Source organism: Pedobacter sp. HDW13 (genome assembly GCF_011303555.1).
GTDB lineage: Bacteria > Bacteroidota > Bacteroidia > Sphingobacteriales > Sphingobacteriaceae > Pedobacter.
Map to the genome: position 1 here is coordinate 2806723 of NZ_CP049868.1, position 25463 is coordinate 2832185.

The window sequence follows — 25463 nt, forward strand, 5'->3', positions numbered from 1 at the left end:
ACAGTGGCTTAGTTGTTGTAACACACCATTTTTTAATAAATAAATACAATTTAAAATATAATGTTAGGATTTTTAGCGAAGATTTTCGGAAGTAAATCAGAAAGAGATATAAAGCTTATTCAACCATTGGTTGTTAAAATAAACGAACACTACAGTAAACTTTCGGCACTTAGCCACGATGAGTTACGTGGTAAAACCATAGAATTTAAAAGTAAGATTGCTGATTTCTTAACTGAAGTTGACAATAAAATTTCGGCCCTTAAGGCTGATGCAGAAAACGAAGATTTAGATCTTCACGAAAAAACGGCCATTTACGATCAGGTTGATGCATTAGGTAAAGAACGTGATGCTGAATTGGAAAAAGTATTGTTAGAAATCCTTCCTGAAGCTTTCGCGGTCGTTAAAGAAACATCGCGTCGTTTAAGTGAAAACGATTATTTGGAGGTTACTGCAACTCAGTTTGACAGAGACTATGCTGCCAGAAGAAACAATGTTAAAATTGTTGGCGATAAAGCACAATGGGCCAATAAATGGGATGCCGCCGGAAACGAGGTAGCCTGGAACATGGTACACTATGATGTACAGTTAATTGGTGGTATTGTATTGCACAGCGGTAAAATTGCCGAGATGGCTACAGGTGAGGGTAAAACCCTGGTAAGTACTTTGCCGGCTTACCTAAACGCACTTGCCGGACAAGGTGTACACATCGTAACCGTGAATGATTACCTGGCACGCAGGGATAGTGAGTGGAATGGCCCGTTATTCGAATTCCACGGTTTAAGTGTTGATTGTATTGATAAACATGAGCCAAACTCTGAAGAGAGAAGAAAGGCTTATGCAGCTGATATTACTTACGGAACCAACAATGAGTTTGGTTTCGATTACCTGCGTGACAATATGTCGCAAACACCAGATCAGTTGGTGCAGCGCAAATTGCACTTTGCAATGGTTGATGAGGTCGATTCGGTATTAATTGATGATGCCCGTACCCCATTAATTATTTCAGGCCCGATTCCACATGGCGATCAGCATGAGTTTTATGAGCTAAAACCACGCATTGAGCGTTTGGTTAATGCACAAAAAGCCTATGTTACCCAGGCTTTAAACGAGGCTAAAAAATTAATCAATGCTGGTAATACCGGTACCGAAGAAGGCGAAGGCGGTTTGGCTTTATTACGTGCTTATCGTGGTTTACCTAAAAATAAGGCTTTAATTAAGTTCTTAAGTGAGAGCGGTGTTCGTGGACTGTTGTTAAAAACAGAAAACTACTACATGGCCGATCAGTCTAAGAATATGCCTAAAGTAGATTCGGAATTGTTCTTCTACATTGATGAGAAAAACAACCAGGTAGAATTAACCGAAAAAGGTATTGAGTTAATTACCCAATCGGGTGAAGACCCTCATTTCTTTGTATTACCTGATGTAGGTACTGAAGTGGCTGAGTTAGAAAAATCTGACCTTCCTTTAGAAGAAAAAGTGGTTACCAAAGATGCCTTGATGCGCGATTATTCTGTTAAGGCAGAGCGAATCCACTCAGTAAACCAGTTATTAAAAGCCTATACCTTATTCGAAATTGATGTAGAATATATCATCGATGAGGGTAAAATTAAAATTGTTGATGAGCAGACCGGTCGTATTATGGATGGCCGCCGTTACTCTGATGGTTTACACCAGGCCATTGAAGCAAAAGAAAATGTAAAGGTTGAAGATGCAACCCAAACTTACGCAACAGTAACCTTGCAAAACTATTTCCGTATGTACCACAAGCTTTGTGGTATGACGGGTACTGCAACAACCGAAGCAGGTGAGTTCTGGTCAATCTACAAACTGGATGTGGTTGAGATTCCAACCAACAGAAATATTTCAAGACAAGATCAGCAGGATTACGTTTACCGTACAGTGCGCGAAAAATACAATGCTGTTGCCGACGAAATTGTAAAATTAACTGAAGCAGGCCGTCCGGTATTGGTAGGTACAACTTCGGTTGAGATATCTGAGTTGTTAAGTCGCATGCTTAAACTTCGTGGTATTAAACACAATGTATTAAACGCTAAAATGCACCAGAAAGAGGCTGATATCGTTGCCGAAGCTGGTCAGGCCGGAACCGTTACCATTGCTACCAACATGGCTGGTCGTGGTACCGATATTAAATTAGGCCCAGGCGTTAAAGATGCCGGTGGTTTAGCGATTGTAGGTACCGAGCGTCACGAGTCGCGTCGGGTAGACAGGCAGTTACGTGGTCGTGCTGGTCGTCAGGGTGATCCGGGTTCTTCTCAATTCTTCGTTTCATTAGAAGATAATCTGATGCGTTTATTCGGTTCAGAAAGAATTTCGAGCATTATGGTGCGTATGGGTATCGAAGATGGTGAGGTGATCCAACATTCTATGATTACCAAATCTATTGAGCGTGCCCAAAAGAAAGTAGAAGAAAACAACTTTGGTATCCGTAAACGTTTATTGGAGTATGATGATGTGATGAACTCGCAGCGTACCGTAATTTATGCTAAACGTAAAAATGCTTTGTTTGGCGAACGTTTAGATGTAGATATGAACAACATGGTGTTCGATGTTGCTGAAGATATCGTTACCGAATACAAAACAGAAGCAAACTTTGAAGGCTTTAAGCTTGAAGTAATTAAAAACTTCTCTTTAGATACAGCGATTACCGAAAAAGAATTCTCATCTACAGCTATTTCACAGTTAACCGAGCGTTTGTTTGAAGAGGCTGAAGCATTTTATGCGCGTAAATCAGAAGCCATTATTCACCAGTCGTTACCAGTATTAACGCAGGTTTACGAAGAACGTGGTCAGCACATTGAGCAGATTGTGGTTCCGTTTACTGATGGTATCCGCGGTATTCAGGTAGCTGTTGATCTTAAAAAAGCAATCGATAATAAAGGAAAAGAAGTGGTTCGCTCATTTGAGAAAACCATTGTACTGGCTTTAATTGATGATAGCTGGAAAGAGCATTTACGCGAAATGGACGATTTGAAACAATCGGTTCAGAATGCAGTTTACGAACAAAAAGATCCATTGGTAATTTATAAAATGGAAGCTTTCAACTTGTTTAAAGATATGCTTAACGCAGTAAACAAAGAGGTGGTAAGTTTCTTATATAAAGGTGGTATTCCGGTTCAGCAAGAGCCAGATCAGGTGAGAGAAGCACCAGCTCCGGTAAAACAGCCTAAGCTGCAAACCACTAAACAGGAGTTTGGCAGGGAAGAACCTGGTATTGAGTTTGGCGATACGCGCGAAGCCGTTCCACAACAACCAATCCGTAAAGAAGCAACCATTGGCCGTAACGAGCCATGCCCATGCGGAAGCGGTAAAAAATACAAAAACTGCCACGGCGCTAATTTGTAGTTAGCACAATATAATGCATTAAGCCCCGACATTTTTGTCGGGGCTTTTTTTATAACTAAGTTTTTAAGTTTCAGGATTAGTTATATCTTTATCAAACAAACAGAGTCATTGATAAACTGGTAGGCAGTTTATCTGTATGGCCATTAAAATGGAGCTGTAACCAAAAAAAACGGGGAGTAACCGAAAAGCCATAAGAGTAGGGACACATACACAAACACACACAAATGAAAAGAATCTTTAACATTGCCGCTGTTTCAGCGACACTGCTGCTATCTGGCTGCGCCACTGTTTTTACAGGGACAAAACAAACCGTTCAAATTAATTCTTCGCCACCTGCTGCCGATATTGAGGTAGATGGTGTTAAGGTGGGAGTAACCCCAATGGCAGTTCCCTTAAAAAAAGGCTTTACAGGTCAAACCCTAACGTTGAAACTAGATGGGTATGAAAGCAAAACTTTCCAGCCCCAAATTGCTTTCAATGCTGTATCTGTGGTGAACTTGTTGTTTATTCCTGGTTTTATTATAGATGCGGCAACAGGTTCGATGATGAAATACGATCCAAAGGTTTACGAGCATAAATTTGAACCTAAAAAATAAATTAATTTGATTCCATTAATGGAAATAATTCGAAAAGCCAGATTTTGAAAAGAATCTGGCTTTTTTATAGTGCAATCACCCAAATAATTACCATTTGCACAACCCATAAAGAATGCCGATTTTTGTAACAAATCCGGCATTCCTGTTTTTAAAACAATTTTCGTCTGCCTGATGTAATACCATCATGAAAATATTTTATACGTTAATCTTCAGTTTGCTACTATTTAAAACATCTTTTGCACAAAAGGGAGAGGTTATCGTAATCAAAGATCCCTTAATTGATAGTTTAATTGCAAAACGACTTGAAGTGTATAAAACTTCGGGCGAGGTAAAAACAGGTAAGCCCATTGTTTCTGCATACGGCTACCGGGTGCAGATCTTTTACGGATCAGACCGGCGGGAGGTTTTTAATGAACAGGCCAGGTTTAAAGGACTTTATCCTAAATTAAATACCTACCTCATTTATAAAGAACCTAATTATTATGTTCGTGTAGGCGATTTTAGGACCCGTCTCGAAGCCCAACGCTTAATTAACGAACTCAGACCAAGTTTCCCCACGCTGTTTATTTTCAGGGAAAAAATCAATGCCCCAAATTTAGATACCAATACAACTGATGATCAAAAATAAAGTACAAGAACTGGCCGCAAATATTTTTAACGATGTTGTAGGCTATCGTCAACATATACATGCCAACCCAGAATTATCTTTTAAAGAATTTGAAACCTCTTTATTTGTTAAGGATAAATTAAAAAAATGGGGCATCGAATATACCGATTGCGCCAATACCGGTGTAGTGGGTTTAATTAAAGGTAACCTGCCATCCGATCAGGTAATTGCATTACGTGCAGATATGGATGCCTTACCGATTCACGAAGCCAACGATAAGCCTTATGCCTCGAAAAACCCGGGGGTAATGCATGCCTGTGGACACGATGTGCATACCTCTTCACTCTTAGGGACGGCTTGTATTTTAAACCAGCTGAAAGATGAGTTTGGCGGAACAATCAAATTGATTTTTCAACCGGCAGAAGAGTTGCTACCCGGAGGTGCAAGCATTATGATTAAAGAAGGTGTGCTCGAAAATCCGAAACCACATCACATCGTTGGTCAGCATGTTATGCCGTTAATTGATGCTGGTAAAGTGGGTTTTCGTTCAGGTATCTACATGGCCTCAACCGATGAATTGTATGTTACTGTTACCGGAAAAGGTGGTCATGGTGCGCAGCCACACCAAAATATTGATCCGGTGGTAATTGCGTCACACATTATCATTGCTTTGCAGCAAATTGTTAGCCGTAATGCCGATCCGCGTATCCCTTCGGTTCTATCCTTCGGTAAAGTAACCGCAAGTGGCGCCACCAATATTATTCCCAACGAAGTAAAAATTGAGGGTACATTCAGAACGCTTGATGAAGATTGGAGAGCAGAAGCGCACAAGCGCATGAAAAAAATGGCTGAAGGAATTGCCGAAAGCATGGGGGAAGCTGCGATTTCGATATTCATAAAGGTTATCCTTTTTTAATCAATGAAGAAAAGCTAACGGCTAATGCGAGGGCTTTTGCAGAAGATTTCTTAGGCAAAGAAAACGTGATAGATTTGGATATCTGGATGGCTGCTGAAGATTTTTCTTTCTACTCGCAGGTAACAGATGCCTGTTTTTATCGTTTAGGAACAGGGAATGCTGCGAAAGATACACAGTACTCCGTGCATACACCACGATTCGATATCGACGAAGATGCACTAAAAATCTCGACTGGCTTAATGGCCTACATTGCTTTAAAGCAATTGGGCAACTAGAAGAGAGGTGAGATGGATGATGTAAGCTGAACAACTACATAATTACATCATCCATTTAAACAGGCATCGTTTTTGCCATTATGATAAAATATGAAGAGAATATTTTTAGTTCTAATACTCAGCTCGCTTTTTTATACTGGGTTTGCCCAGGAAATCCAACGGTTTAATCCTGATACCATTAAAACCATTACGCTCGATTCGACCGTAAACATCAAGGCCGAAAAGCTGAATATCGAAACTTTCATCAATAAGGTAATAAACGATACCTCATTTTATCAGTCGTTCAGGGATATGAAACGCTACAGTTTTATTGCCGAGAACCGGATTTACAGTTACGATAAAAAGAACAAGGTTGATGGTAAGATTTATCGCAAAATAAAACACAATAACAGCGGACCGTATAAAATGGAATACCTGGTAAAGCAGGATACCGGTAAAATTTATAAGAAAAACGGTAAGTATCAGTTATATACCGTAGAAATGTTCGATTACATTTTTATGAATGCCTACAATACTGATTTTGTACCTAATGCTCCTGCAGCAGATGGAAAAGGTGGTACAAATGAAAGTTATAAAGATAAATTGAAAACGCTGATCTTTAATCCCGGTCGACCAGTTAAAGTCCCTTTTATTGGCAGTAAAACAGAGATTTTTACAGCCAATATGCGCCAGTATTACGATTATGCCTTTACCAGTGGTACTTATCTCGATTCTATTCCGGTTTACCGTTTTAAGGTTTCAGTTAAACCCGATTTAAGCAGCTGGACCAAAGATGGTGTGATGATTAAAGAGCTTGTAACCATTTTCGATAAACGTAATTTCAATATTCTTGGCCGTTATGTAGACATGAAGTATAGCAATATGCTTTTCGATTTTGATGTGCAAATGAATATTGAAATGGGTTATTTCGGGGATGATAAGTTACCGACCAAAATTACCTATCAGGGCAACTGGGACTATCCTTTCAAAAAGGAAGAACGCGCCAGTTTTTTAATTGTTCATAAAGATTACAAAATCGAAAAGGGCAAATAAGGATGAATGATCGCCTGAAAGATTTATTATCTTTAAGCGGTTAATTTAAATCTCTATCCATGCAATTACTCTCGCGTGCCAAACTGGTACTGTTTTTATTTTTATTTGCTGTTAGTCAGCTCAATGCACAGGTTTTGACCTCGAAACAGATCGACAGCATTTCTGAAAAAACGTTAAGTGCTTTTAATGTTCCGGGTTTAGCCGTTGCGGTGGTTAAAGATGGGCAGGTAATCCATGTAAAAGGTTATGGTGTGCGCTCATTAAAAAACAATCAAAAGGTAGATGAAAATACGCTGTTTGGCATAGCTTCAAATTCGAAGGCATTTACAACTGCAGCATTGGCTATATTAATTGATGAAAGGAAACTCTCCTGGGATACCAAAGTAACCGATATTATCCCGGAGTTTAAAATGTACGATCCTTACGTTACTGCCGAATTTAACATCCGTGATTTACTTTCACACCGGAGCGGTTTGGGTTTAGGTGCAGGCGATTTAATGATCTGGCCCGATTCTTCAACCGTGAGCAAGAAACAGATTATCCATAATTTACGCTATTTAAAACCTGTTTCTGGTTTCCGGAGCAAGTGGGATTACGATAATTTGCTTTACATCGTGGCCGGAGAAGTAATTGAACGGGTTTCGGGTAAAACTTACGAAGACTTTGTAGAAAGCCGGATTATGCAGCCATTGGGGATGAGCAGAAGTGCTACTTCCTTTAACCGTTTAAAAGATAAATCGAACAGCATTGATGCCCATGCACCGGTGAACGGAAAAATTACTGCTATTCCGAAAGATTTTTCGGAAAACAGCAACGCCGCTGGAGGGATTAATACCAGTGTAAACGATTTGAGCAAATGGGTAATTACCCAGTTAAATGGCGGTAAGTATGGCGAAAAGCTCGATAAAACCTTGTTTAGCAAACAAGCCCAAAACCAAATGTGGACCATGCATAGTGTTATCCCGGCTGGTAAAGGATCTTACAACAGGCATTTCTTTGGTTATGGCTTGGGTTGGTTTTTAAGTGATGAAAAAGGCTACCTGGTTGCCGAGCATACTGGTGGCTTAGCCGGAATGGTGAGCGAGGTAACTTTAATTCCTGATCTTAAACTGGGAATTATCGTGCTAACCAATCAACAATCGGGCGGGGCATTTTATGCCATTACGCAAGCGATTAAAGATGGATATTTCGGTATTAGCGGAAAAGACCGGATTAAAGAACATGCTTCAAATGAGCAAGGTGAAAAGGATGAAGCTAAAAAGGTAACCGATAAAATATGGGCTGATATTGCTGCTGCCCAAAAAAATGCAGTAAATAAAGCTGACGAAAAAAAATATCTGGGTGTATATAACGATGTTTGGTTTGGTGACGTAACCATAAGCAACTTAAACGGTAAGATGCATTTTCAGGCCAAAAACTCGCCCAAATTAAATGGTGATATGGTATTTTATAAAGGCAACACTTTTATTGTGAAGTGGTACGACAGGAGCTTGGATGCAGATGCTTTTGTAAACTTTAGCCTCGATAATGAAGGCAATCCGGTTGGTATTAAAATGGAACCCATTTCGCCATTAACCGATTTTAGCTTTGATTTTCAGGACCTCGACTTAAAAAAGAAACCATAATTTAACGAATTAAAACATATGAAAACCCTGTTCAGAACCACTGTTTTACTTAGTATTTGCTTAATTGCTTTAACCTCAATGACATTTAAACCCAAACGCATCATCTTTTTTGGCGATTCTATTACCCAGCAAGGTGTATCCAAAAATGGTTATGTAACCTTAATCAAAAAATCGCTCGATTCTACCAAGTATGACATTATTGGCGCAGGGATTGGCGGCAATAAAGTGTACGATTTATACCTGCGTTTGGAAGATGATGTATTGAATAAAAAACCTGATCTGGTGGTAATTTATGTAGGTATTAACGACGTGTGGCACAAACAATCCTCTCATACTGGCACCGATTACGACAAATATTTAAAATTTTATCAGGCTTTAATTAATAAAATTCAAGGTGTAGGCAGTAAAGTTGTATTGGTTACTCCATCAGTTGTTGGCGAGAAAAAAGACGGTACCAACGAGCTAGATGCAGATTTGAATAAATATGCCGCCGGAATCAGAGCCTTAGCTGCCAAAAATAATCTGCCAGTGTGCGATTTGAGAAAAGTTTTTGCTGATTATGAAGTACAAAATAATCCTGAAGATAAAGAAAAAGGAATTTTAACCGTTGATAGGGTACACCTGAACGAAACCGGTAACAAGTTGGTTGCCGATCAGTTATTGCCTTTGGTTAAATAGATTTTTTAACCGCAGCGTTCGCAAAGTATTTCGCAAAGCACACAAAGAAATTTTCTCTGTGTGCTTTGTGTTTTTTCTCTGTTATCTTTGTGGTTAAAGAAGAGGAAAGCTCAAGGCGTATATGATAAACCGCGAAACGATAGATAAGATAATGGATACCGCCCGTATTGAGGAGGTAGTTGGGGATTTTGTGCACTTAAAAAAACGCGGAACAAGTTTAATTGGTAATTGCCCTTTTCATGGCGAAAAAACACCTTCCTTTCACGTTTCCGTAACCAAGGGTATTTATAAATGCTTTGGCTGCGGTAAAGGGGGCGATTCGGTGCGCTTCATTATGGATCATGAAAAATATTCATATCCCGAAGCGCTTAAATTCTTAGCCAATAAATATAATATAGAAGTAGAGGAAGCCGAGCTTTCGCCCGAGGCTGCCGAGGCACAGAGCGCCAAGGAAAGCCTTTATATTGTATCGCAATATGCCAGTGCATTTTTTGTGAAACAACTTTGGGATACCGAAGAGGGGCGGGGGATTGGTTTAAGCTATTTTAAAGAACGGGGCTTTAGAGAAGATATCCTTAAAAAGTTCGAAGTGGGTTACTCACCAGATGTTTGGGATGCGCTGACACAAAGTGCTACAAATGCAGGGCACAAGCTTGAGTTTTTAGAATCGACTGGTTTATCCATTAAAAACGACAACGGCAAAATTTACGACCGTTTTCGTGGCCGGGTAATGTTCCCAATCCATAACTTTACTGGCAGGATTATCGGTTTTGGTGGACGTACGTTAAAAACAGATAAGAATGTTCCGAAATATGTAAACTCGCCCGAAAGCGAAATTTACCATAAATCGAATGTGCTTTATGGTTTGTTTCATGCCAAAAAAGCCATCCGCGATTTAGATAACTGTTACCTGGCCGAGGGCTATGCCGATGTACTTTCTGTGCACCAGGCTGGCATTGAAAATGTGGTGGCTTCATCCGGTACTTCGCTTACTGTAGAACAGATTAAACTCATTGGCCGTTTTACCCAAAACATTACCATTTTATTTGATGGCGATGCCGCAGGGATTAAGGCGTCGCTGCGTGGCTTGGATATGATCCTGGAAGAAGGCTTAAACGTGAAAATTGTTTCTTTCCCCGACGGGCACGATCCTGATTCGTACATGCACCATGTTGGGGCAGGCGCTTTCAAAACCTATTTGGAGCAAAACCGTAAAGATTTTATCCTTTACAAAGCCAATGTATTACTTAAAGATGCTGGTAACGATCCGATAAAACGGGCGGGTATTATTCGCGATATTGTTGAAAGTATTGCTAAAATTCCCGATCAGATTAAGGCATCAGTATTTATCCGCGAGTGCAGCAGTCTGCTCGAAATAAGCGAACAGGTCTTATCTGGTGAGCTGACTAAAATGCGTTCGGCCAAACTGAAAAAGAACTTTGATAGTAATCAGCGAAGCAATCAATCGGCTGCTCCAAAACAGTCATTTTCTTCTTTCTCTCCTGGTCCGCCGGAGCCACTTGGCCCACCCGATGATTTGTGGGATGATAGTGCCGGCCCTATGGGTTACGAGCCACAAGAGCCGATTAAAGAAGAAGAGTATCAGGAAAATGAAATTGTACGCCTTTTACTAGCTTACGGGCACGAATTTGTAAACTGGGACAAAATAGACGATATGTATATTGGCCCGTTTATTATGCAAAACCTGGCCGATGTGGAGTTTGATGATCCGCTTTGCAAAAAAATTATTAATTATTATAAATCAGAGATCGATAACGGCCGGTTGCCTACAGCCAATCACTTTATTACGCATAAAGAACGCGAAATTGCCGATTTGGCCATTACCTTATCAAGTTCAGAACATGCGTTAAGCGAAAATTGGCTGAATAAACATCTGATTTACGTTAAAGACGAATCGATGAATCTGAAAGCAACAATTTTGGGCGGGATTTTTCACCTTAAAAAGCGTAAAGTAGAAAATATTTTGATGAGTCTTTTAAAAGAAATTAAAGAAGAGAAGGACGCTGATAACCAGATGATTTTGATGCAACGTTATGGGGTGATTAAAGGGGTAGAACGCGAGATCTCTAAATTTTTAGGTTCGGTTATTGTGAAGTAATGATTGAATTTGGAATTGAGAGAGAATGTATTTGTTAACAATATGCTTAAATTCAATCATTCAAAACTCTATCCTTCAATTCAATAATTAAAAGATGGCGCTCCATAATGATTTAGGCCGGTTAGGCGAAAGTATTGCCAGGCAATATCTGGAAAGCAAGGACTAAGAGCTATTGGATGAATACTGGACCTATGGCAAAGCAGAAGTCGATCTTATGTTTATAAAGACGGGATAATGATCTTTGTAGAAGTGAAATCGCGCAGCTCGGTTGCTTTTGGGGAGCCTGAAGATTTTGTCGACAAAGCCAAACAGATATAAATGGAACTTGCCGCTAATGCCTATATAGAAATCATGAATCATCAAAATGATATCCGTTTTGATATTATTGCAATTACATTTACCAAAAATAAAGATCATACATTAAACCATATTGAAGATGCATTTTGGCCTGAAGACTAACGCTATTAAAAAAATTATATACCTCGGTTTAACCTGTGCAGTGTTAAGTGCCTGCAAAAACGATGCTAGTACCAATTACCGCAGTTTTCTATCACCCATGATTGGTGTTAATGTGCCCTTAGGCAACGAGATCGATGTAAAGGTGCAATTTGGCGGCGGAGAACCTGTAGATTCGGTGGTTTACTTAATCGATACCATAAAAGTAATTGCCAAAACAGATACCGGAGCCGTTAAGCTTAAAACCGAAGGACTTAAACTGGGTAACCACCTGTTAACCGCAAAAATTTTCGGTGCCGGTAAATCAGAGGATGTTACGTCCAATATCAACGTGCTGGCGGCAAAGGCGCCTGTGGCATACACCTACAAAGTAATTAAAACCTTACCACACGATACCGCTTCGTATGTAGAAGGTTTGGAATATCATGATGGCTTTTTTTACGAAAGTGCTGGCGATTATGGCCATTCGAGCCTGCGTAAAGTAGAACCTTCAACGGGTAAAATACTGCAGAAAACTGATTTGGATAAACAATACTTTGGAGAAGGAATTACCGTTGTTGGAGATAAGATTATCCAGCTTACCTACCGTGAGAAAGTAGGTTTTGTGTACGATAAAAATACCTTTAAAAAACTATCGGAATTTGCCTACACCACAGGTAGAGAAGGCTGGGGGCTTGCTTTTGACGGCGAAAAAATATTGAATACGGATGGTTCCAATACTATTTTTTTCCTGAATAAAGATACCTATCAAAAAATTAGCTCTATTGATGTATTTGATGATAAAGGGGCTATCCAAAACCTGAACGAACTCGAATTGATTGATGGTAAAATATATGCCAACGTATATACCACCAATAATATCCTGATCATTAACCCCCAAACAGGCGCGGTAGAATGCAGCATAGATTTATCGGGATTATTGCCTGCCGATTACTTTAAAAGCGAAGATGCCAGGGCTAATAATGTACTTAATGGTATTGCTTACGATAAGGCAGGTAAGAGACTCTTTGTGGCAGGCAAGAAATGGCCACATATTTTTCAGATTGAACTGATTAAAAAGTAATAAAAAGGCCGGGTTTCATTAATCCGGCCTTTTGTTTTTAATCTTTTTTCTTGGGCTCGTCTAAATAGCCATTAAAAAGAATGGGTTGCTTGTTTACACTCGTTGCTGTTAAGGAGGCATAACCATTGGTAGAAATATTAATGGTAAACCGGTAATTTTCTTTGCTTACATCCTTAGTATTAATCTGGATGGTATAGGCTCCTCTTTTGTTTTTGGTTTCGGTATAACTAAAATCTTTCGAAGTAAATTTAATTCCACCCTGCGTTGGGTCCATAGGTGCTGAGAATGCTCTGCCGTAATAGGGTAGGTAAGCCACAATACTATCTTTAGTTACCCTAACATCGTATTGCGAACCCGAAAGGTTAATACTCGAACCGCCTTGTCCACCAGGCATCATCATCAGTACTTTATTGATGTCGTTATTCGCCATTGGGATAGCTGTATTGGCTACAAATATATAATTCTTATCGCCTACGATCCGGGTGGTGGTTTCTTTGTTTGTTTGGGCAAATAACTGAGTGGCAAAAGAAATAAATGCCAGGCTCAATATTAAATTTAAACGTTTCATAATGTGTGTTTTTAAATGTTTAACAATTTAAAGATGCGCCAATGCGGAATATTCCATAATGGTGCCAAGAATGAAATGCTTAGTAAATTTAACGAATTTAGTTCTTATATAGTGGGTTTACGCCCACAGAATTGTTCGATTTATAAAGTGGGTTATTCTTTTCACCCTCTGATGCACCAAGCGCAGTGAATTTATAGCTTCCAGGCGCCAGGTTGTTTAATTCAATTGTTCCGTTTTCATCCGTAATCAGTGTAATTAAGCTACCGCCTGGGTTTTTGCCACCTTTAACAATAATGCCACCAATAGGCGAACCAGCTACCCTCGATTTTGGATTACTTGCAGGTACGGAAATAACAAATTTATAATCGCCGGTAGTGGTATTATTGAATTGGATTTCTCCTTTTTCGTTCGTGGTGAGGTTAATGGTATTATCGCCCGATTTTTTACCTCCTTTTACCACAATACCGCCAATGGGCTGACCTGCAACAAAACTAACTTCACCTGTGGTAACATTAAGTTTGCCTTTGATCGATTTCATGATGCATGGGAAATGTGACTCTGGGTAGTTGAGTTTGCAATAATCGCAGTAGTGCCCTTCGGGAGCAGCAGTTTTTAATTGCTGCGGCACAGCTTCTTTTATAGCAGATGAGGTTTGAGTGGCAGTTCTTTGTACTTGTGCAAAAACGGCAAATGAAATGGATAGCAGAAATACCGCTATTGCAGCACATTTTTTCATAATATTTGATTAGAAGCATAAAATTAATCAAAAAATATGGCTCTTGCTACTTTTTGCCTTGCGGTAAAACATAAGGGGCTTTTCGGCCTATTTCTTCTTCGATGCTTTAGCAAATGGATTAAAATCCAGTGCGAGGTTAATCCAGTAATCGAGTTCATCATTCCGGTTTAAAACATCGGCCGATACCAGGATGTAACCCTTCATGGGACGGCCACCCATTGCCATTTGCTCCCAGCCATCTTTATCGGCCAGGCTATCAAAAGTATTTGGATCAAGGCGTACCATCATGTTGCTTTTGGAAATCCCCAGACACATTTTGCCATTAACCATAAAAACTAAACCGCTAAACATCTCTTTCTCTTCTACATCGGTTAAGTGTTGCAAGCGCTCGGCTATACGCAGGGCTAAGGTTTCGTCGTAAGTTCTCATTAATTACTCATATTATTTACCATAACAATTTAATCTTTTAGCATTCCTTTGGCAAAGGATATTTATTATTTTTACAAAATGTTATTAAACTGCTACCAAGAAGAATTATTAGAAGCTGGATGTGATGAAGCTGGAAGAGGTTGTTTGGCTGGGCCTGTATTTGCTGCCGCAGTTATTTTGCCCAAGGGTTTTGTTTTGGAAGGTTTAAACGATTCGAAGCAGTTATCGCACGGGCAGCGCGATTTGCTAAGGCCAATTATCGAAAAAGAAGCTTTGGCCTGGGCAGTAGCCTCATGCGACCATGAAGAAATAGACCGGATTAATATCCTCAATGCTTCTTTTTTGGCCATGCACCGTGCTATCGAAAAGCTAAAAGCACAGCCAGGTTACCTGGTTATTGATGGAAACAGGTTTAAAACATACCCAAACATTCCACACAGCTGTATTGTAAAAGGCGACGGAAAATATTTAAATATTGCTGCGGCCTCTATTCTGGCTAAAACACACCGCGATGAATATATGACCAACCTGCATGTCGATTATCCGCATTACAACTGGCAGAAAAATAAAGGCTACCCAACCATTGCACACCGAAAAGCGGTTTTGGAAATAGGATTGTCGCCCTTTCACCGCAAAACTTTTAATGTAAGTGAGCCTCAGCTCGAGCTGTTTTCAAAAAACGCCTAAAATTTCGTATTTTCACAGCACGTGAAGATTCTGTTAATTACTAAGCGGGTTCCCTTTCCGCCAAATAGTGGTTATCCAATTGTGGTTTACAATACCATAAAAGGCCTGCTGCAACTTGGTGCAGATATTACTTTGTTTAGTCTTAACCCCAGTAAAGCCCGCGTTGATATTGAAGATATTTACGACCCGGTTTTTGAGCAGATTAAATACCACACCTGCGATCTGGATACCGAAGTAAACATTTGGTCGGCCTTTTTTAATATTTTCACCAACGAATCTTACAACGTTTCCAGATATTATAATGAAGATGCAGCCCGACAGCTGGAAAGCCTGCTGCGGGAAAATGCATTTGACATTATCCAGTTTGAAGGTCTTTTCGTTGTACCTTATTTAGATGTGGTTAAGGCCAACAGCAACGCCAAGCTGATTTACCGTGCCCATAATATCGAATTTACGATGTGGGAACGTCTTTCACACTCCGAAAAGTTCCTCATCCGACGTAAATACCTTGCTTTTCTGGCTCAGCGGTTAAAAGCTTATGAAACTGATCAGATTAACCGTTTCCACCAGATTTTTGCCATTAGCGAGCCCGACAGGCAAAGCATCTTGCGGTTTGGCTGCGAAGTGCCCATGTCTGTTTTTCCGGTGGCCATCGATCTGGAAAAATATAAGGTAGATAAAAGTAAAACCAGTTTTCCTACACTTTTCCATTTAGGGGCTATGGACTGGCGGCCAAACCAGGAAGGTTTAGAATGGTTTTTAGACGATATTTGGCCGGATATTGAAAAACTCAATAAAGACCTGCGCTTTTACATTGCGGGCAAAAACATGCAGAAACATTTTTTTGAATATGATTCTGAAAACCTGATTGTTGAAGGCGAAGTTTTCGATGCAATAGAATTTATGAATTCGAAGGCGATTATGATTGTGCCTTTAATTTCGGGCACCGGTATGCGGGTAAAAATTATTGAGGGCATGGCCATGAAAAAATGCATTATTGCCACCGCTACTGCTGCCGAAGGCATAAACTGCCGTCATGGTCACGATATTTTAATTGCAGATTCGGCCGATGAGTTTTACCGTTCTATACTACAATGCATTATTAACCCAAAACGCTGGATGGAAATCGGTGAAAATGCCAGGAAAACGGTAGAGAACGACCACGGCGTGCATTTAATATCTTCAAAAATGTTAAAGATTTACGAAGAACTGATTGGTATTTAGCAGAAAACCAGACAGCAGTAGCAGCTAAATGCGTTCATAAATCTTCAAAAAACAGCTAAATTCTCCTCAATTTTAGCCTTAAACATTGTCATTTTCTTAGTACTTTTGCCGCAACTAAAAAATTAGCATGAAAAATACCGCATTAACAGAAAAACACATCGCTTTAGGCGCTAAAATGGTTCCATTTGCTGGCTATAATATGCCAGTTACTTACGAAGGTATAAACGCAGAACATGCAACTGTTCGTAATGGAGTTGGTGTTTTCGATGTTAGCCACATGGGTGAGTTTATTTTAAAAGGTGAAAATGCATTAGACCTTATTCAACGTGTAACCAGTAACGACGCTTCGAAATTACACGATGGTAAAGTACAGTACTCTTGCCTGCCTAATAAAGATGGTGGTATTGTTGATGATTTATTGGTGTACCGCATAGATGAGAAAACCTACATGCTGGTTGTAAATGCATCGAATATTGAGAAAGACTGGAACTGGATTGAGCAGTTTAATACCAATGGTGTAGAAATGCACAATATATCTGACCAGACTTCTCTTTTAGCCATTCAGGGACCTAAAGCTGCTGATGCTTTACAAAGCTTAACGGATGTAGATTTGGCCTCGATGGAATATTACACCTTTGTTAAAGGTACTTTTGCCGGTATTGAAAATGTAGTAATTTCGGCAACAGGTTACACTGGTGCGGGTGGTTTTGAGATTTATTTCGAAAATCAATATGCCGACCAGATTTGGGATGCTATTTTTGAAGCTGGAAAAACACAGAATATTAAACCAATTGGCTTGGGTGCACGTGATACACTGCGTTTAGAAATGGGTTTCTGTTTATACGGAAATGATATCGACGATACTACTTCGCCAATTGAAGCTGGTTTAGGCTGGATTACCAAATTTTCGAAACCATTTACCAATTCTGAAGCTTTACAAGCCCAGAAAGAAGCCGGAATCCAGAAAAAACTGGTAGGTTTTGAAATGATCGACCGTGGTATTCCGCGTCACGATTATGAAATTGCTGATGCTGAAGGAAATGTAATTGGCAGGGTAACTTCGGGTACACAGGCACCTTCGTTGCAAAAAGCAATCGGAATGGGCTACGTAGCCAAAGATTTTGCTAAAGAAGGAACTGAGGTTTTCATCAACATCCGCAATACACCTATTAAAGCAAAAGTGGTTAAATTCCCTTTTTATAAATAAGATTTGAGATTATGGATATGAGATTTTAGATGGTTTGACCATCAAGATCTCATATCTCCAATCTTGATACCCCAATTTCGTCAAATGTCAAAAAAAATAGAAGTTTGCTTAACACCCGCTTTGATCGATTTATACGATATTGAGCAAAGTATTGTGGTAGTTATTGATATTTTAAGGGCTACATCATCTATTACTTATGGGATAGATAACGGCGCAGAAGCTATTATTCCGGTAGCTCATGTAGAAGATTGCTTAAAATACAGCGATAGTGGATTTTTATTGGCTGCCGAAAGAAACGGTGAAGTTGTGGCAGGTTACGATTTCGGGAATTCACCTTTTTCTTATACACCCGAAAAAGTGGGCGGAAAAACGGTTGTTTTAACCACAACCAATGGTACAAAAGCTTTACACCTGGCTCAAAAAAGAGCTTTCCAAGTGGTTATTGGCTCATTTCTTAATTTAAATACACTTTGTGCTTATTTAAAAAGCCAGGATAAAAATGTATTGTTGTTGTGCGCAGGTTGGAAAGATCAGTTTAACCTGGAGGACACCTTATTTGCCGGTGCTGTTGTAAATCAGCTTCGTAAGAGTTTTGAGCATTTCGATGATTCGAGCGTTGCGGCAGAAGATTTGTACCTGCTGGCTAAAGATGATTTACGAACTTACTTACATAAATCATCGCACAGCCATCGTTTGGCCCAACTTAATATAGAAGAAGATGTGGTGTTTTGTCTGCAATTAAATATTTGTAAGGCCATCCCCGTTTTGCAAGGTGAAAGTTTGGTAGCTTTAAAATACTAAAAGCTAAAATTTAACCCCAGGGCAATTGTATTTGCTCTGAAATTGGCTCCGTTAAATTGTGTTTCTTCTGCTTGCTTGTTATTAAAATAAGCTCTGTCTACTCCGCTATAAGTATTGATGTTGTTAATTTTATAATCAAGTTCAATCTGCAGCGTTTTGTTTAGCGGAACGGCTAGATTAATATTTCCATTAAGAGCAAAAGAATTTGCGGCATGCGTAAAACTAACTGGTTTTTGAAAATCGGGAATTAAGTTCCAGTTCGCCTTTGCCGAATACGTATAAAAACCACCCAAAATACCCGCAGTTACACGGAATGATTTGGCCTTAAAAGTTCCCTCAAGTCCAAAATCGAAACCCTTGTACCTGGTTTGATAAGTAGAATTTAATCCTGCGCTATTGATGTTGCTGGCACTTTCTAATAAATGGAATTTTTGTTGATTGTAAGATAATCCGATGATGGGATTAATTGCAAACCGATCTAAATTTAACAGTTGATAACTTAGCTGTAAACTGGTATTAAACAAATAACCCTTATTGGCGTCGAGCAGATCGAAGTAAAAAGCATTTTGCCGATTGTCATCTGCATAATCGGTATCTTCTACTTCCCCTTTGGTGATATTGCTATACTGGCTACCAGTTTTAATGCTTAACCGGTTGGTAATATGGTATTTAGCGTCAAGTCCAAAGTTTGGTCCTTTTAGATTTTTCCACACCAGTTCTGATAAAATGTTGGGACTTGTGCCCGAAGCATTTCCGGCAATAGACCAATCTGATTTAGCTTGCTGAATACCGATGGAAGGTTTAATTTCCCATTTGTTTGGTGTATTTTGTGCTAATGCAGTTTTACAAAAGAGTAGTAAGGTTAAACAAGCTAATAATCGGTTAATGTTACGCGGGAAAATAAGCTGCATATTCTGATTTCGGTTTTAAGCAACAAAATACACATAGTGGTTTACTAAACCACCATGTGTAAATTTATTTATTTTAAAAAGGATATACTGAAGCAATAAATGATTTATCGGTAGCAGATAGTACGGTATTCCATCCCACTTCAAAATCGCCAATGGTTAACTCATTCGGAACCGAATAGTGCATGATTGAATATTTATCATACGCACTGTAATTGGTTTGTGTGGTGCTGTATTTGGCAAACAGGTTGTTGTCTACGTCAGCCTGACTCCAATAATTCGGTGCAGCGGCATAATAGGCATAAACAGCTGGTTTATCCCACGGAATAGATACCAATGGATGCTGGTGTTCGTGTATCATACCTAAAGCATGGCCAAACTCATGAATTACCACACGGCTATATTCAGAATCGGCTGTTGATGCAGTAAGCCAACCAAAATTCATGGTTGCGCCAGTACTTGGAGTCGATTTTCCGATGTAAGACCATGAGCCATCACCACTTACAAAACTTACCCTGATTTTAGCAGTGTTATCGTTGGTTACAAAGTTGAATTTAATGTTGGCGTATTTTTCCCATTCTCTGGCGTACTGTATTACTTTAGCTCTAATGGCTGCAGTGCTTCCGTTTAAACTCACTTTAATTGTAGTGCCCGCAGTCCATTTTGTCGATTTTAATACGGCGCCTCTTGGAGTCGTGCCATCCAACGATCTTTCAGTACAGATTTTGATATCGCCAAGTGGGTTTACGCTTAAGGTTTCGGGCTGATCTAGGTTTGCGTTTTCGGTAGGTTTTTCTTTTTTACAAGAATATAAAGATACAGTTAGTCCTAAGGCAATTAGGAGTGCCTTATTTAATTTTAGAAATTTCATGTTTTAGGTTTTTTTAGGTAAAAGTTAATGATCTGTGTTTATGACTGGAAAATCAAGTTAGAAAATTGTAAACACAGGAATCCTACGCTTCTGCTGAAGCATAATTAAGGTGAAAAACATAGGTAGACGTTTAGGTTAAATACCCTGCATTTTGCAAAGTATAATCCTAAAGTAAAATAATATTATATAACCACCAAAATAAATGTAATATTTTTATTTCATATGTGTAGTTGTTACACTATATAAAAATTTACTTAAAATATTCTTTATTGTAGTTTTAATATTACTTTATTGAAGCGTCGCTCTCGTTTATTTTGTGATGAGCTCAGAAATAGTAGGACTGTTTTTAATGGTAATCAAAGCTTCTTCGTGTGCCAGCCAGTAAATATCTTCGGCTCGTTTCATGTCGAAGGTACTAATGGCACCCAAACCTTTAGGTTCGATAAGTACATTACAGAACTTTGCTTTTCTTTCCATGTCGTGGTTAATAGACATGATGCCCGCACGCCCCATTAAGTTGGTAATGCCCGTAATTTTATCAACAGGTTTTAGGTGGTTGCAAGACGATCCAATAATAAAATCGCAGTCTTCCATTAAAGGCTCGACCGGGAAATTGTTTAAAATTCCGCCATCTACATACATCTGTCCATCAATCATAATTGGCTTAAAAATACCGGGTATGCAGCTCGATGCATGGATGGCCCTGATTAATGGCCCTTTGGTAAAATACACCAGCCGGCCTTCGCTAAAGTTTACGGCAGCTATCGTTAACGGAATTTTTAGCTTCTCAATAGTATCTTCAGGGAAGTATTCTTTTAAAATTAGTGAGGTATTTTCGATATTAATTAGGCCGAGCGAACCTACAGCGGGGCGTACAAAACGCCATAATTTTGTTTTTAGGAAAATATTAAGTCCCTCTTCAGGATCTATTCCAGCGGCAAAAAATGCTCCGGCTATTGCTCCGGCACTCGTTCCGCTAATGTGACTAAAGGTAATGCCTAAATTGCTGAAAGCTTTTAAAACGCCTAAATGTGCTATTCCTCTAATGCCTCCACCCGATAATACAATGCCAACTTTCATAGGTTTAATTTAGGATAATTACTTTAATGCTTAATTGTTTTTGGGCGGCTTACTGTAAATTGATAATTGAAAACTGCAACTAATTCTGTTGTTTTGGTTTGTATTTCGACTTATTTAAAATTTTCTGTGCATCCTGTTCGGCCATGAGCTGTTGTAGGGTTACATCAGGATTTTCTTTCATATATTTTTTTACCATCTGCCATCCAATCCATACTCCCAATTTTGGTGCCGAATCTCTATTTTCGCCTAAACCCGGTGTAAAAGGGCCTTCTGATAAAAAGACCTGTATTTTTTGGTAATCAGTTTCGAACAGAAAGTTGCGTTCTAAAAAGTAGGCCCAAATATCGCCTTCAAAATGCTGTGCCCAATCTAATTGTTGTGTTGTATAGCCAATTTTAACCGAGTCTGGCAGCTGTTCGGGCAATACCTGATCAAGAAAATAAAGTATTTTCCCCTGAAAAACCATTTTTGATAACAGTGATTTATTTCCATCAGGTTCTGCAAAAAGTTCTTCGTGGGCATAGGTTTCGGCTGCGCGTGGCACAATATAGGCTGGTGTAAACCTGCGTGAAAGATATAGGGGAACACTTTGAACAATGGCTTTGTAAAATTTGCTATCCTTGCCCAAAAACATATCAAGGCCAATACCCAGATAGTTATCGCCAACCGGCATTTGGTAAGCAAAGCCCGAGGAAAAAGCAATAAATTTGGGGATTTTGGCTTTAGGGTAATAGTATTTGATGTATTTAAAAGTTTCGTTTAAACCAGCTTCCTGTGCTTTTAAATTTGGAAAAACACTATCTACTTCTTTGGTTAAATCGGTATAGGCCTGATCGTGGTAAAGTGTAGACAATGATTCTGTATTTGCAAATTTAGTATCAAGGATCTTATGCAGAAAATCGTCATAAAATATACCATACTTTGTACTTAGCGCCTGGTTTACCTCAACAGCGTTTTTGCTTTTTCCTGCAAATAGCTCTTTATCAAATCGTTCTATTTTAATATTTACGGCAATATTGCTAACATCGGGCCTGTTGCTTTGCTTACAGGAAATAAATGCAATGGCAAAAAGAAAAATTAGATAAATTTGCCTATGTTTTACGTTATACATCATGTAGAACAAATATATATAAACACCTATAGCATGAAAAGAATATCGACCATTTTAATTTTATCACTTTTAAGTTTCGGCGCCTGGGCGCAAAATTCTACCTTAACCAGTTACGGTTTCAGGTTGGGGCTAACTGCTACGCCAACCGTTGGATGGATTAAACCAGAACAGGGAAAAACGAATGGGGTGGCTTTAGGGTTCTCTTACGGTTTAATAGGAGATTTTAATTTCGCTCCGAATTACAGTTTTTCTACGGCTTTAACCATTACCAGCATAAACGGTAAAAGTACCGAAGTAAATGTAATGCCCTATAATGGAACCAGTAGTTCATCTAATCCCGTGGCCTACGACTTAAAATATAAATTTCAATACATTGAAGTACCACTTACAGTAAAACTTAAAACCCTTAAAACCGATGGTAAGCGTTGGTTTGGCCAGTTTGGTTTATCAAATGGATTTAATATCAGTGCAAAGCAAGATGCTGTAAGGAACGGAACCCAGGTTGGTGATAACCAGAATATTTCTGACTGGAGAAAATTTTATAGAGCCGGTTTAATTATTGGTGGTGGAGGCGAATTTGATGTTTCGGGTAACACCAGCATTTTAGCCGGTTTAACTTTTAACAATGGTTTTACCAATATCGCAACAGATGGCAGCCGAAATGTTAAAAACCATTATCTGGCGCTTAATTTCGGTGTATTCTTCTAATCCTTAATACTTCAATCTTAATACTTGCTACTAAATCTCGCTACAAACCACGCTTTAACCCCGATCCCTTTATGAAAATCGCTTTAGCCCAACTCAATTACCACATCGGAAACTTTGAGGCCAACACCCAAAAAATAACCGAACATATCCAACTGGCCAAAGATAAAGGTGCCGATCTGGTTGTTTTTGCTGAATTGGCGATTTGTGGTTATCCGCCAAGGGATTTTTTAGAGTTTGACGAGTTTATTATGCTTTGCGAAAATGCAGTGCAGGAAATAGCGAAGCATTGTACTGATATTGCCTGTATTGTTGGCTTGCCGATAAAAAATGAAGTACTTCAGGGTAAGGATTTGTTTAATGCAGCTTATTTTATAGAAGGTGGGCAAGTAAATGGTGTAGTAAGAAAAGCCCTTTTACCTACTTATGATGTATTTGATGAGTACCGATATTTTGAGCCTGCTACGCAATTTGGCTGTATTGATTTTAAAGGTAAAAAAATTGCGCTCACCATTTGCGAAGATCTGTGGAACATCAACGATAACCCGTTATATGTTTCTAACCCAATGGATGAACTGATTAAAGAAAAGCCTGATTTAATGATCAACATTGCGGCTTCTCCTTTTTCGTACACTCACGACGACGAACGTATAAAAGTACTATCTGATAATGCAAAAAAATACCACTTACCTGTGTTTTATGTGAACCAGGTTGGTGCCCAAACTGAAATTATTTTTGATGGAGGTTCGCTGGTTTTTGATGCCGATGGAACCATGAAAGCCGAGATGAAGTATTTTGAAGAAGATCTGCAGGTTTTTGATCTCGATGAGGTTGAGCATGTGCGCAATAAATATCCTCAGGCCGAAAGATTAAGCGATATTGAGCAGATTCATGATGCGATAATTTTAGGAATTAAGGATTATTTCCGGAAATCGGGTTTTAGTAAGGCTGTGCTTGGCTTATCAGGCGGGATCGATTCAGCAGTAGTATGTGCTCTGGCTTGCCGGGCGCTAGGTGCCGAAAATGTAATGGCTGTTTTAATGCCTTCCAAATTCTCTTCTGATCATTCGGTACAGGATGCATTAGACCTGGTAAATAACATTGGGTGCATGCACGAAATTATCCCGATTAAGGAAGTTGCAGAAGCTTTTGATCAGATAATGGCATCGGCATTTAATGGCTTGCCATTTAACCTGGCAGAGGAAAATATCCAGGCACGTATCCGTGGGATTATTAATATGGCCATGAGCAATAAGTTTGGCTATATATTACTCAATACCTCTAATAAAAGCGAGTGTGCTGTAGGTTATGGTACTTTGTACGGCGATATGTGTGGTGCAATAGGGGTGATAGGCGATGTATATAAAATGCAGGTTTTTGAGCTGGCCAGATACATCAATAAGGAAAGCGAAATTATTCCGTTGAATACGATAGTTAAGCCACCTTCAGCAGAACTAAGGCCCGATCAAAAAGATTCTGATTCGCTACCTGAATACGAAATCCTGGATAAAATCCTTTATCAGCACATCGAAAAGAAACAGGGGTCGAAAGCCATTGTTGCACAGGGATTTGATGCTGCACTGGTACAACGGATATTAAAAATGGTTAACATTGCCGAATTTAAACGCTACCAAACACCACCGATTTTAAGGGTATCGCCTAAGGCTTTTGGTATGGGCAGAAGGATGCCTATTGTAGGGAAATATATGGCTTAGGCTGTAAGGCGTTGGAAGGTTTGAATTTGTTAAATTGTTGGAATGTTCAATTGTTCGATTGCTGAATAAATAACCTGTTTAATTGTGCTGAAGTTGATTTAACGCCAGCTCCCTGATTTCATTATCTTTTTCAAAGGCAATGATGTGGTTTAGGCGCTGCTTATCATTTATTTTGCTCACAGCCAGTTTTCTGCTTGCAGTATCCTTGTCAAACGACGCAATATGGAACAGGTTGGCTTGATCATTTAATTTATTAATGGCTATTTTTCTGGTTGCAACATCCTCATCGAACGAAGCGATGTGGAAAAGCTTACTTTGGTTGCTCATTTTGCTTACTGCTAATTTCCTTACAGCGGCATCTTCATCAAATGAAGCAATATGAAAAAGGTTCGATTCGTCGCTCAACCTATCTACTGCAATTTTTCTTATTGTTGCCTCATCGTTAAAGCACGCAACATGAAATAGGTTAGCTTGGTTAGTTATTTTTACTACAGCGGTCTTTACAAGGGCAGTATCTTTATTAAAACAGGCAATATGAAAAAGTTCTGCTTCCGAAGCAGTATTAAGGCTTAAGTCAGAGGAGCTGACAGTAGGGGCGCTAATTACCAATTCTTTTTTTCTGCTGATGCAGCTGCTTAAGAATAATATGATGCCAAGAAATAAGAATGGTCTGTTCATTGAGTTTGCGTTT

24 protein-coding genes and 1 pseudogene are annotated in these 25463 nt (G+C 39.2%); 17 read left to right on the forward strand and 8 right to left on the reverse strand.

All coding sequences use genetic code 11. The annotated features are described in order from the left end of the window. The first annotated feature begins 60 nt into the window (after positions 1-60). The 11 genes and pseudogenes from secA (at position 61) to G7074_RS12040 (ending at position 12730) form a co-directional block, all read left to right on the forward strand. Positions 61-3363 carry a preprotein translocase subunit SecA gene (gene secA / locus G7074_RS11995; protein ID WP_124557966.1) on the forward strand — a complete coding sequence of 1101 codons (3303 nt, stop codon included), beginning with the start codon at positions 61-63 and terminating at the stop codon, positions 3361-3363. A 224-nt stretch (positions 3364-3587) separates the two neighbouring features. Further along, entirely contained in the window at positions 3588-3959 is a 372-nt protein-coding gene (locus tag G7074_RS12000; RefSeq protein ID WP_124557965.1) for a PEGA domain-containing protein, read from the forward strand. 184 nt (positions 3960-4143) lie between these two features. Further along, a complete protein-coding gene (locus tag G7074_RS12005; RefSeq protein WP_124562195.1) occupies positions 4144-4587 on the forward strand; it encodes an SPOR domain-containing protein in 444 nt (147 codons plus the stop codon). Further along, positions 4574-5757, forward strand: a pseudogene (locus tag G7074_RS12010) (M20 family metallopeptidase). The gene G7074_RS12005 and the pseudogene G7074_RS12010 overlap by 14 nt, the downstream one beginning before the upstream one ends. 90 nt (positions 5758-5847) lie before the next feature. After that, on the forward strand, positions 5848-6789 hold the full coding sequence (locus tag G7074_RS12015) for a hypothetical protein (RefSeq protein ID WP_124562197.1): 942 nt from the start codon (positions 5848-5850) through the stop codon (positions 6787-6789). 59 nt (positions 6790-6848) lie between these two features. Beyond that, positions 6849-8414, forward strand: a complete 1566-nt coding sequence (locus G7074_RS12020; RefSeq protein ID WP_124562198.1) for a serine hydrolase — start codon at positions 6849-6851, stop codon at positions 8412-8414. An 18-nt stretch (positions 8415-8432) separates the two neighbouring features. After that, the gene (locus G7074_RS12025; RefSeq protein ID WP_124562199.1) at positions 8433-9092 is read left to right on the forward strand and encodes an SGNH/GDSL hydrolase family protein; all 660 of its coding nucleotides are present in this window, start codon (positions 8433-8435) and stop codon (positions 9090-9092) included. A gap of 121 nt (positions 9093-9213) precedes the next feature. Then, positions 9214-11211 carry a DNA primase gene (gene dnaG / locus G7074_RS12030; protein ID WP_124562200.1) on the forward strand — a complete coding sequence of 666 codons (1998 nt, stop codon included), beginning with the start codon at positions 9214-9216 and terminating at the stop codon, positions 11209-11211. A gap of 234 nt (positions 11212-11445) precedes the next feature. Beyond that, complete coding sequence (locus G7074_RS27185; RefSeq protein ID WP_233603974.1) at positions 11446-11529, forward strand: YraN family protein; 84 nt, start codon at positions 11446-11448, stop codon at positions 11527-11529. Further along, positions 11530-11670, forward strand: coding sequence for a hypothetical protein (locus tag G7074_RS27190; protein ID WP_233603973.1), 141 nt, complete (start codon positions 11530-11532; stop codon positions 11668-11670). After that, on the forward strand, positions 11648-12730 hold the full coding sequence (locus G7074_RS12040) for a glutaminyl-peptide cyclotransferase (protein ID WP_166208558.1): 1083 nt from the start codon (positions 11648-11650) through the stop codon (positions 12728-12730). Before G7074_RS27190 ends, G7074_RS12040 begins: the two co-directional genes overlap by 23 nt. A 37-nt stretch (positions 12731-12767) precedes the next feature. Here G7074_RS12040 and G7074_RS12045 read toward each other — a convergent pair whose 3' ends face one another. From G7074_RS12045 to G7074_RS12055, 3 genes are all read right to left on the reverse strand, one after another. After that, a complete protein-coding gene (locus G7074_RS12045) occupies positions 12768-13298 on the reverse strand; it encodes a DUF4251 domain-containing protein (RefSeq protein ID WP_166208561.1) in 531 nt (176 codons plus the stop codon). Between the two features lie 97 nt (positions 13299-13395). Further along, positions 13396-14034, reverse strand: coding sequence for a hypothetical protein (locus tag G7074_RS12050; protein ID WP_124562535.1), 639 nt, complete (start codon positions 14032-14034; stop codon positions 13396-13398). Positions 14035-14121: 87 nt separating this feature from the next. Beyond that, positions 14122-14463, reverse strand: coding sequence for a TfoX/Sxy family protein (locus G7074_RS12055; RefSeq protein WP_124562536.1), 342 nt, complete (start codon positions 14461-14463; stop codon positions 14122-14124). Positions 14464-14541: 78 nt separating this feature from the next. Here G7074_RS12055 and G7074_RS12060 point away from each other — a divergent pair, with 78 nt between their 5' ends. The 4 genes from G7074_RS12060 (at position 14542) to G7074_RS12075 (ending at position 18382) form a co-directional block, all read left to right on the forward strand. Further along, complete coding sequence (locus G7074_RS12060; RefSeq protein ID WP_124562537.1) at positions 14542-15150, forward strand: ribonuclease HII; 609 nt, start codon at positions 14542-14544, stop codon at positions 15148-15150. A gap of 21 nt (positions 15151-15171) precedes the next feature. Continuing rightward, complete coding sequence (locus tag G7074_RS12065; RefSeq protein WP_166208564.1) at positions 15172-16374, forward strand: glycosyltransferase family 4 protein; 1203 nt, start codon at positions 15172-15174, stop codon at positions 16372-16374. A 127-nt stretch (positions 16375-16501) separates the two neighbouring features. Beyond that, the gene (gene gcvT, locus G7074_RS12070; protein WP_124562539.1) at positions 16502-17581 is read left to right on the forward strand and encodes a glycine cleavage system aminomethyltransferase GcvT; all 1080 of its coding nucleotides are present in this window, start codon (positions 16502-16504) and stop codon (positions 17579-17581) included. A gap of 84 nt (positions 17582-17665) precedes the next feature. After that, entirely contained in the window at positions 17666-18382 is a 717-nt protein-coding gene (locus G7074_RS12075; protein WP_124562540.1) for a 2-phosphosulfolactate phosphatase, read from the forward strand. On the opposite strand, the gene G7074_RS12080 is transcribed toward G7074_RS12075, so the two are convergent. From G7074_RS12080 to gldB, 4 genes are all read right to left on the reverse strand, one after another. Continuing rightward, positions 18379-19293: an outer membrane beta-barrel protein gene (locus G7074_RS12080; RefSeq protein ID WP_166208567.1), complete on the reverse strand. Its 915-nt coding sequence runs from the start codon at positions 19291-19293 to the stop codon at positions 18379-18381. The genes G7074_RS12075 and G7074_RS12080 overlap by 4 nt on opposite strands. A gap of 73 nt (positions 19294-19366) precedes the next feature. Further along, positions 19367-20161: a M12 family metallopeptidase gene (locus G7074_RS12085; protein ID WP_124562542.1), complete on the reverse strand. Its 795-nt coding sequence runs from the start codon at positions 20159-20161 to the stop codon at positions 19367-19369. Between the two features lie 309 nt (positions 20162-20470). Next, on the reverse strand, positions 20471-21241 hold the full coding sequence (locus G7074_RS12090) for a patatin-like phospholipase family protein (RefSeq protein WP_039473207.1): 771 nt from the start codon (positions 21239-21241) through the stop codon (positions 20471-20473). A 79-nt stretch (positions 21242-21320) separates the two neighbouring features. Further along, complete coding sequence (gldB, locus tag G7074_RS12095; RefSeq protein WP_166208570.1) at positions 21321-22355, reverse strand: gliding motility lipoprotein GldB; 1035 nt, start codon at positions 22353-22355, stop codon at positions 21321-21323. A 30-nt stretch (positions 22356-22385) separates the two neighbouring features. On the opposite strand from gldB, the gene G7074_RS12100 reads away from it, so the two are divergent. Both G7074_RS12100 and G7074_RS12105 read left to right on the forward strand, forming a co-directional pair. Next, positions 22386-23060 (forward strand): porin family protein, encoded by a 675-nt coding sequence (locus G7074_RS12100; protein WP_166208573.1) that lies wholly within the window; start codon positions 22386-22388, stop codon positions 23058-23060. A 71-nt stretch (positions 23061-23131) separates the two neighbouring features. Continuing rightward, complete coding sequence (locus G7074_RS12105) at positions 23132-24772, forward strand: NAD+ synthase (protein ID WP_166208576.1); 1641 nt, start codon at positions 23132-23134, stop codon at positions 24770-24772. A gap of 78 nt (positions 24773-24850) precedes the next feature. On the opposite strand, the gene G7074_RS12110 is transcribed toward G7074_RS12105, so the two are convergent. Next, positions 24851-25450, reverse strand: a complete 600-nt coding sequence (locus tag G7074_RS12110) for a hypothetical protein (protein WP_166208579.1) — start codon at positions 25448-25450, stop codon at positions 24851-24853. Between the last annotated feature and the right edge of the window lie 13 nt (positions 25451-25463).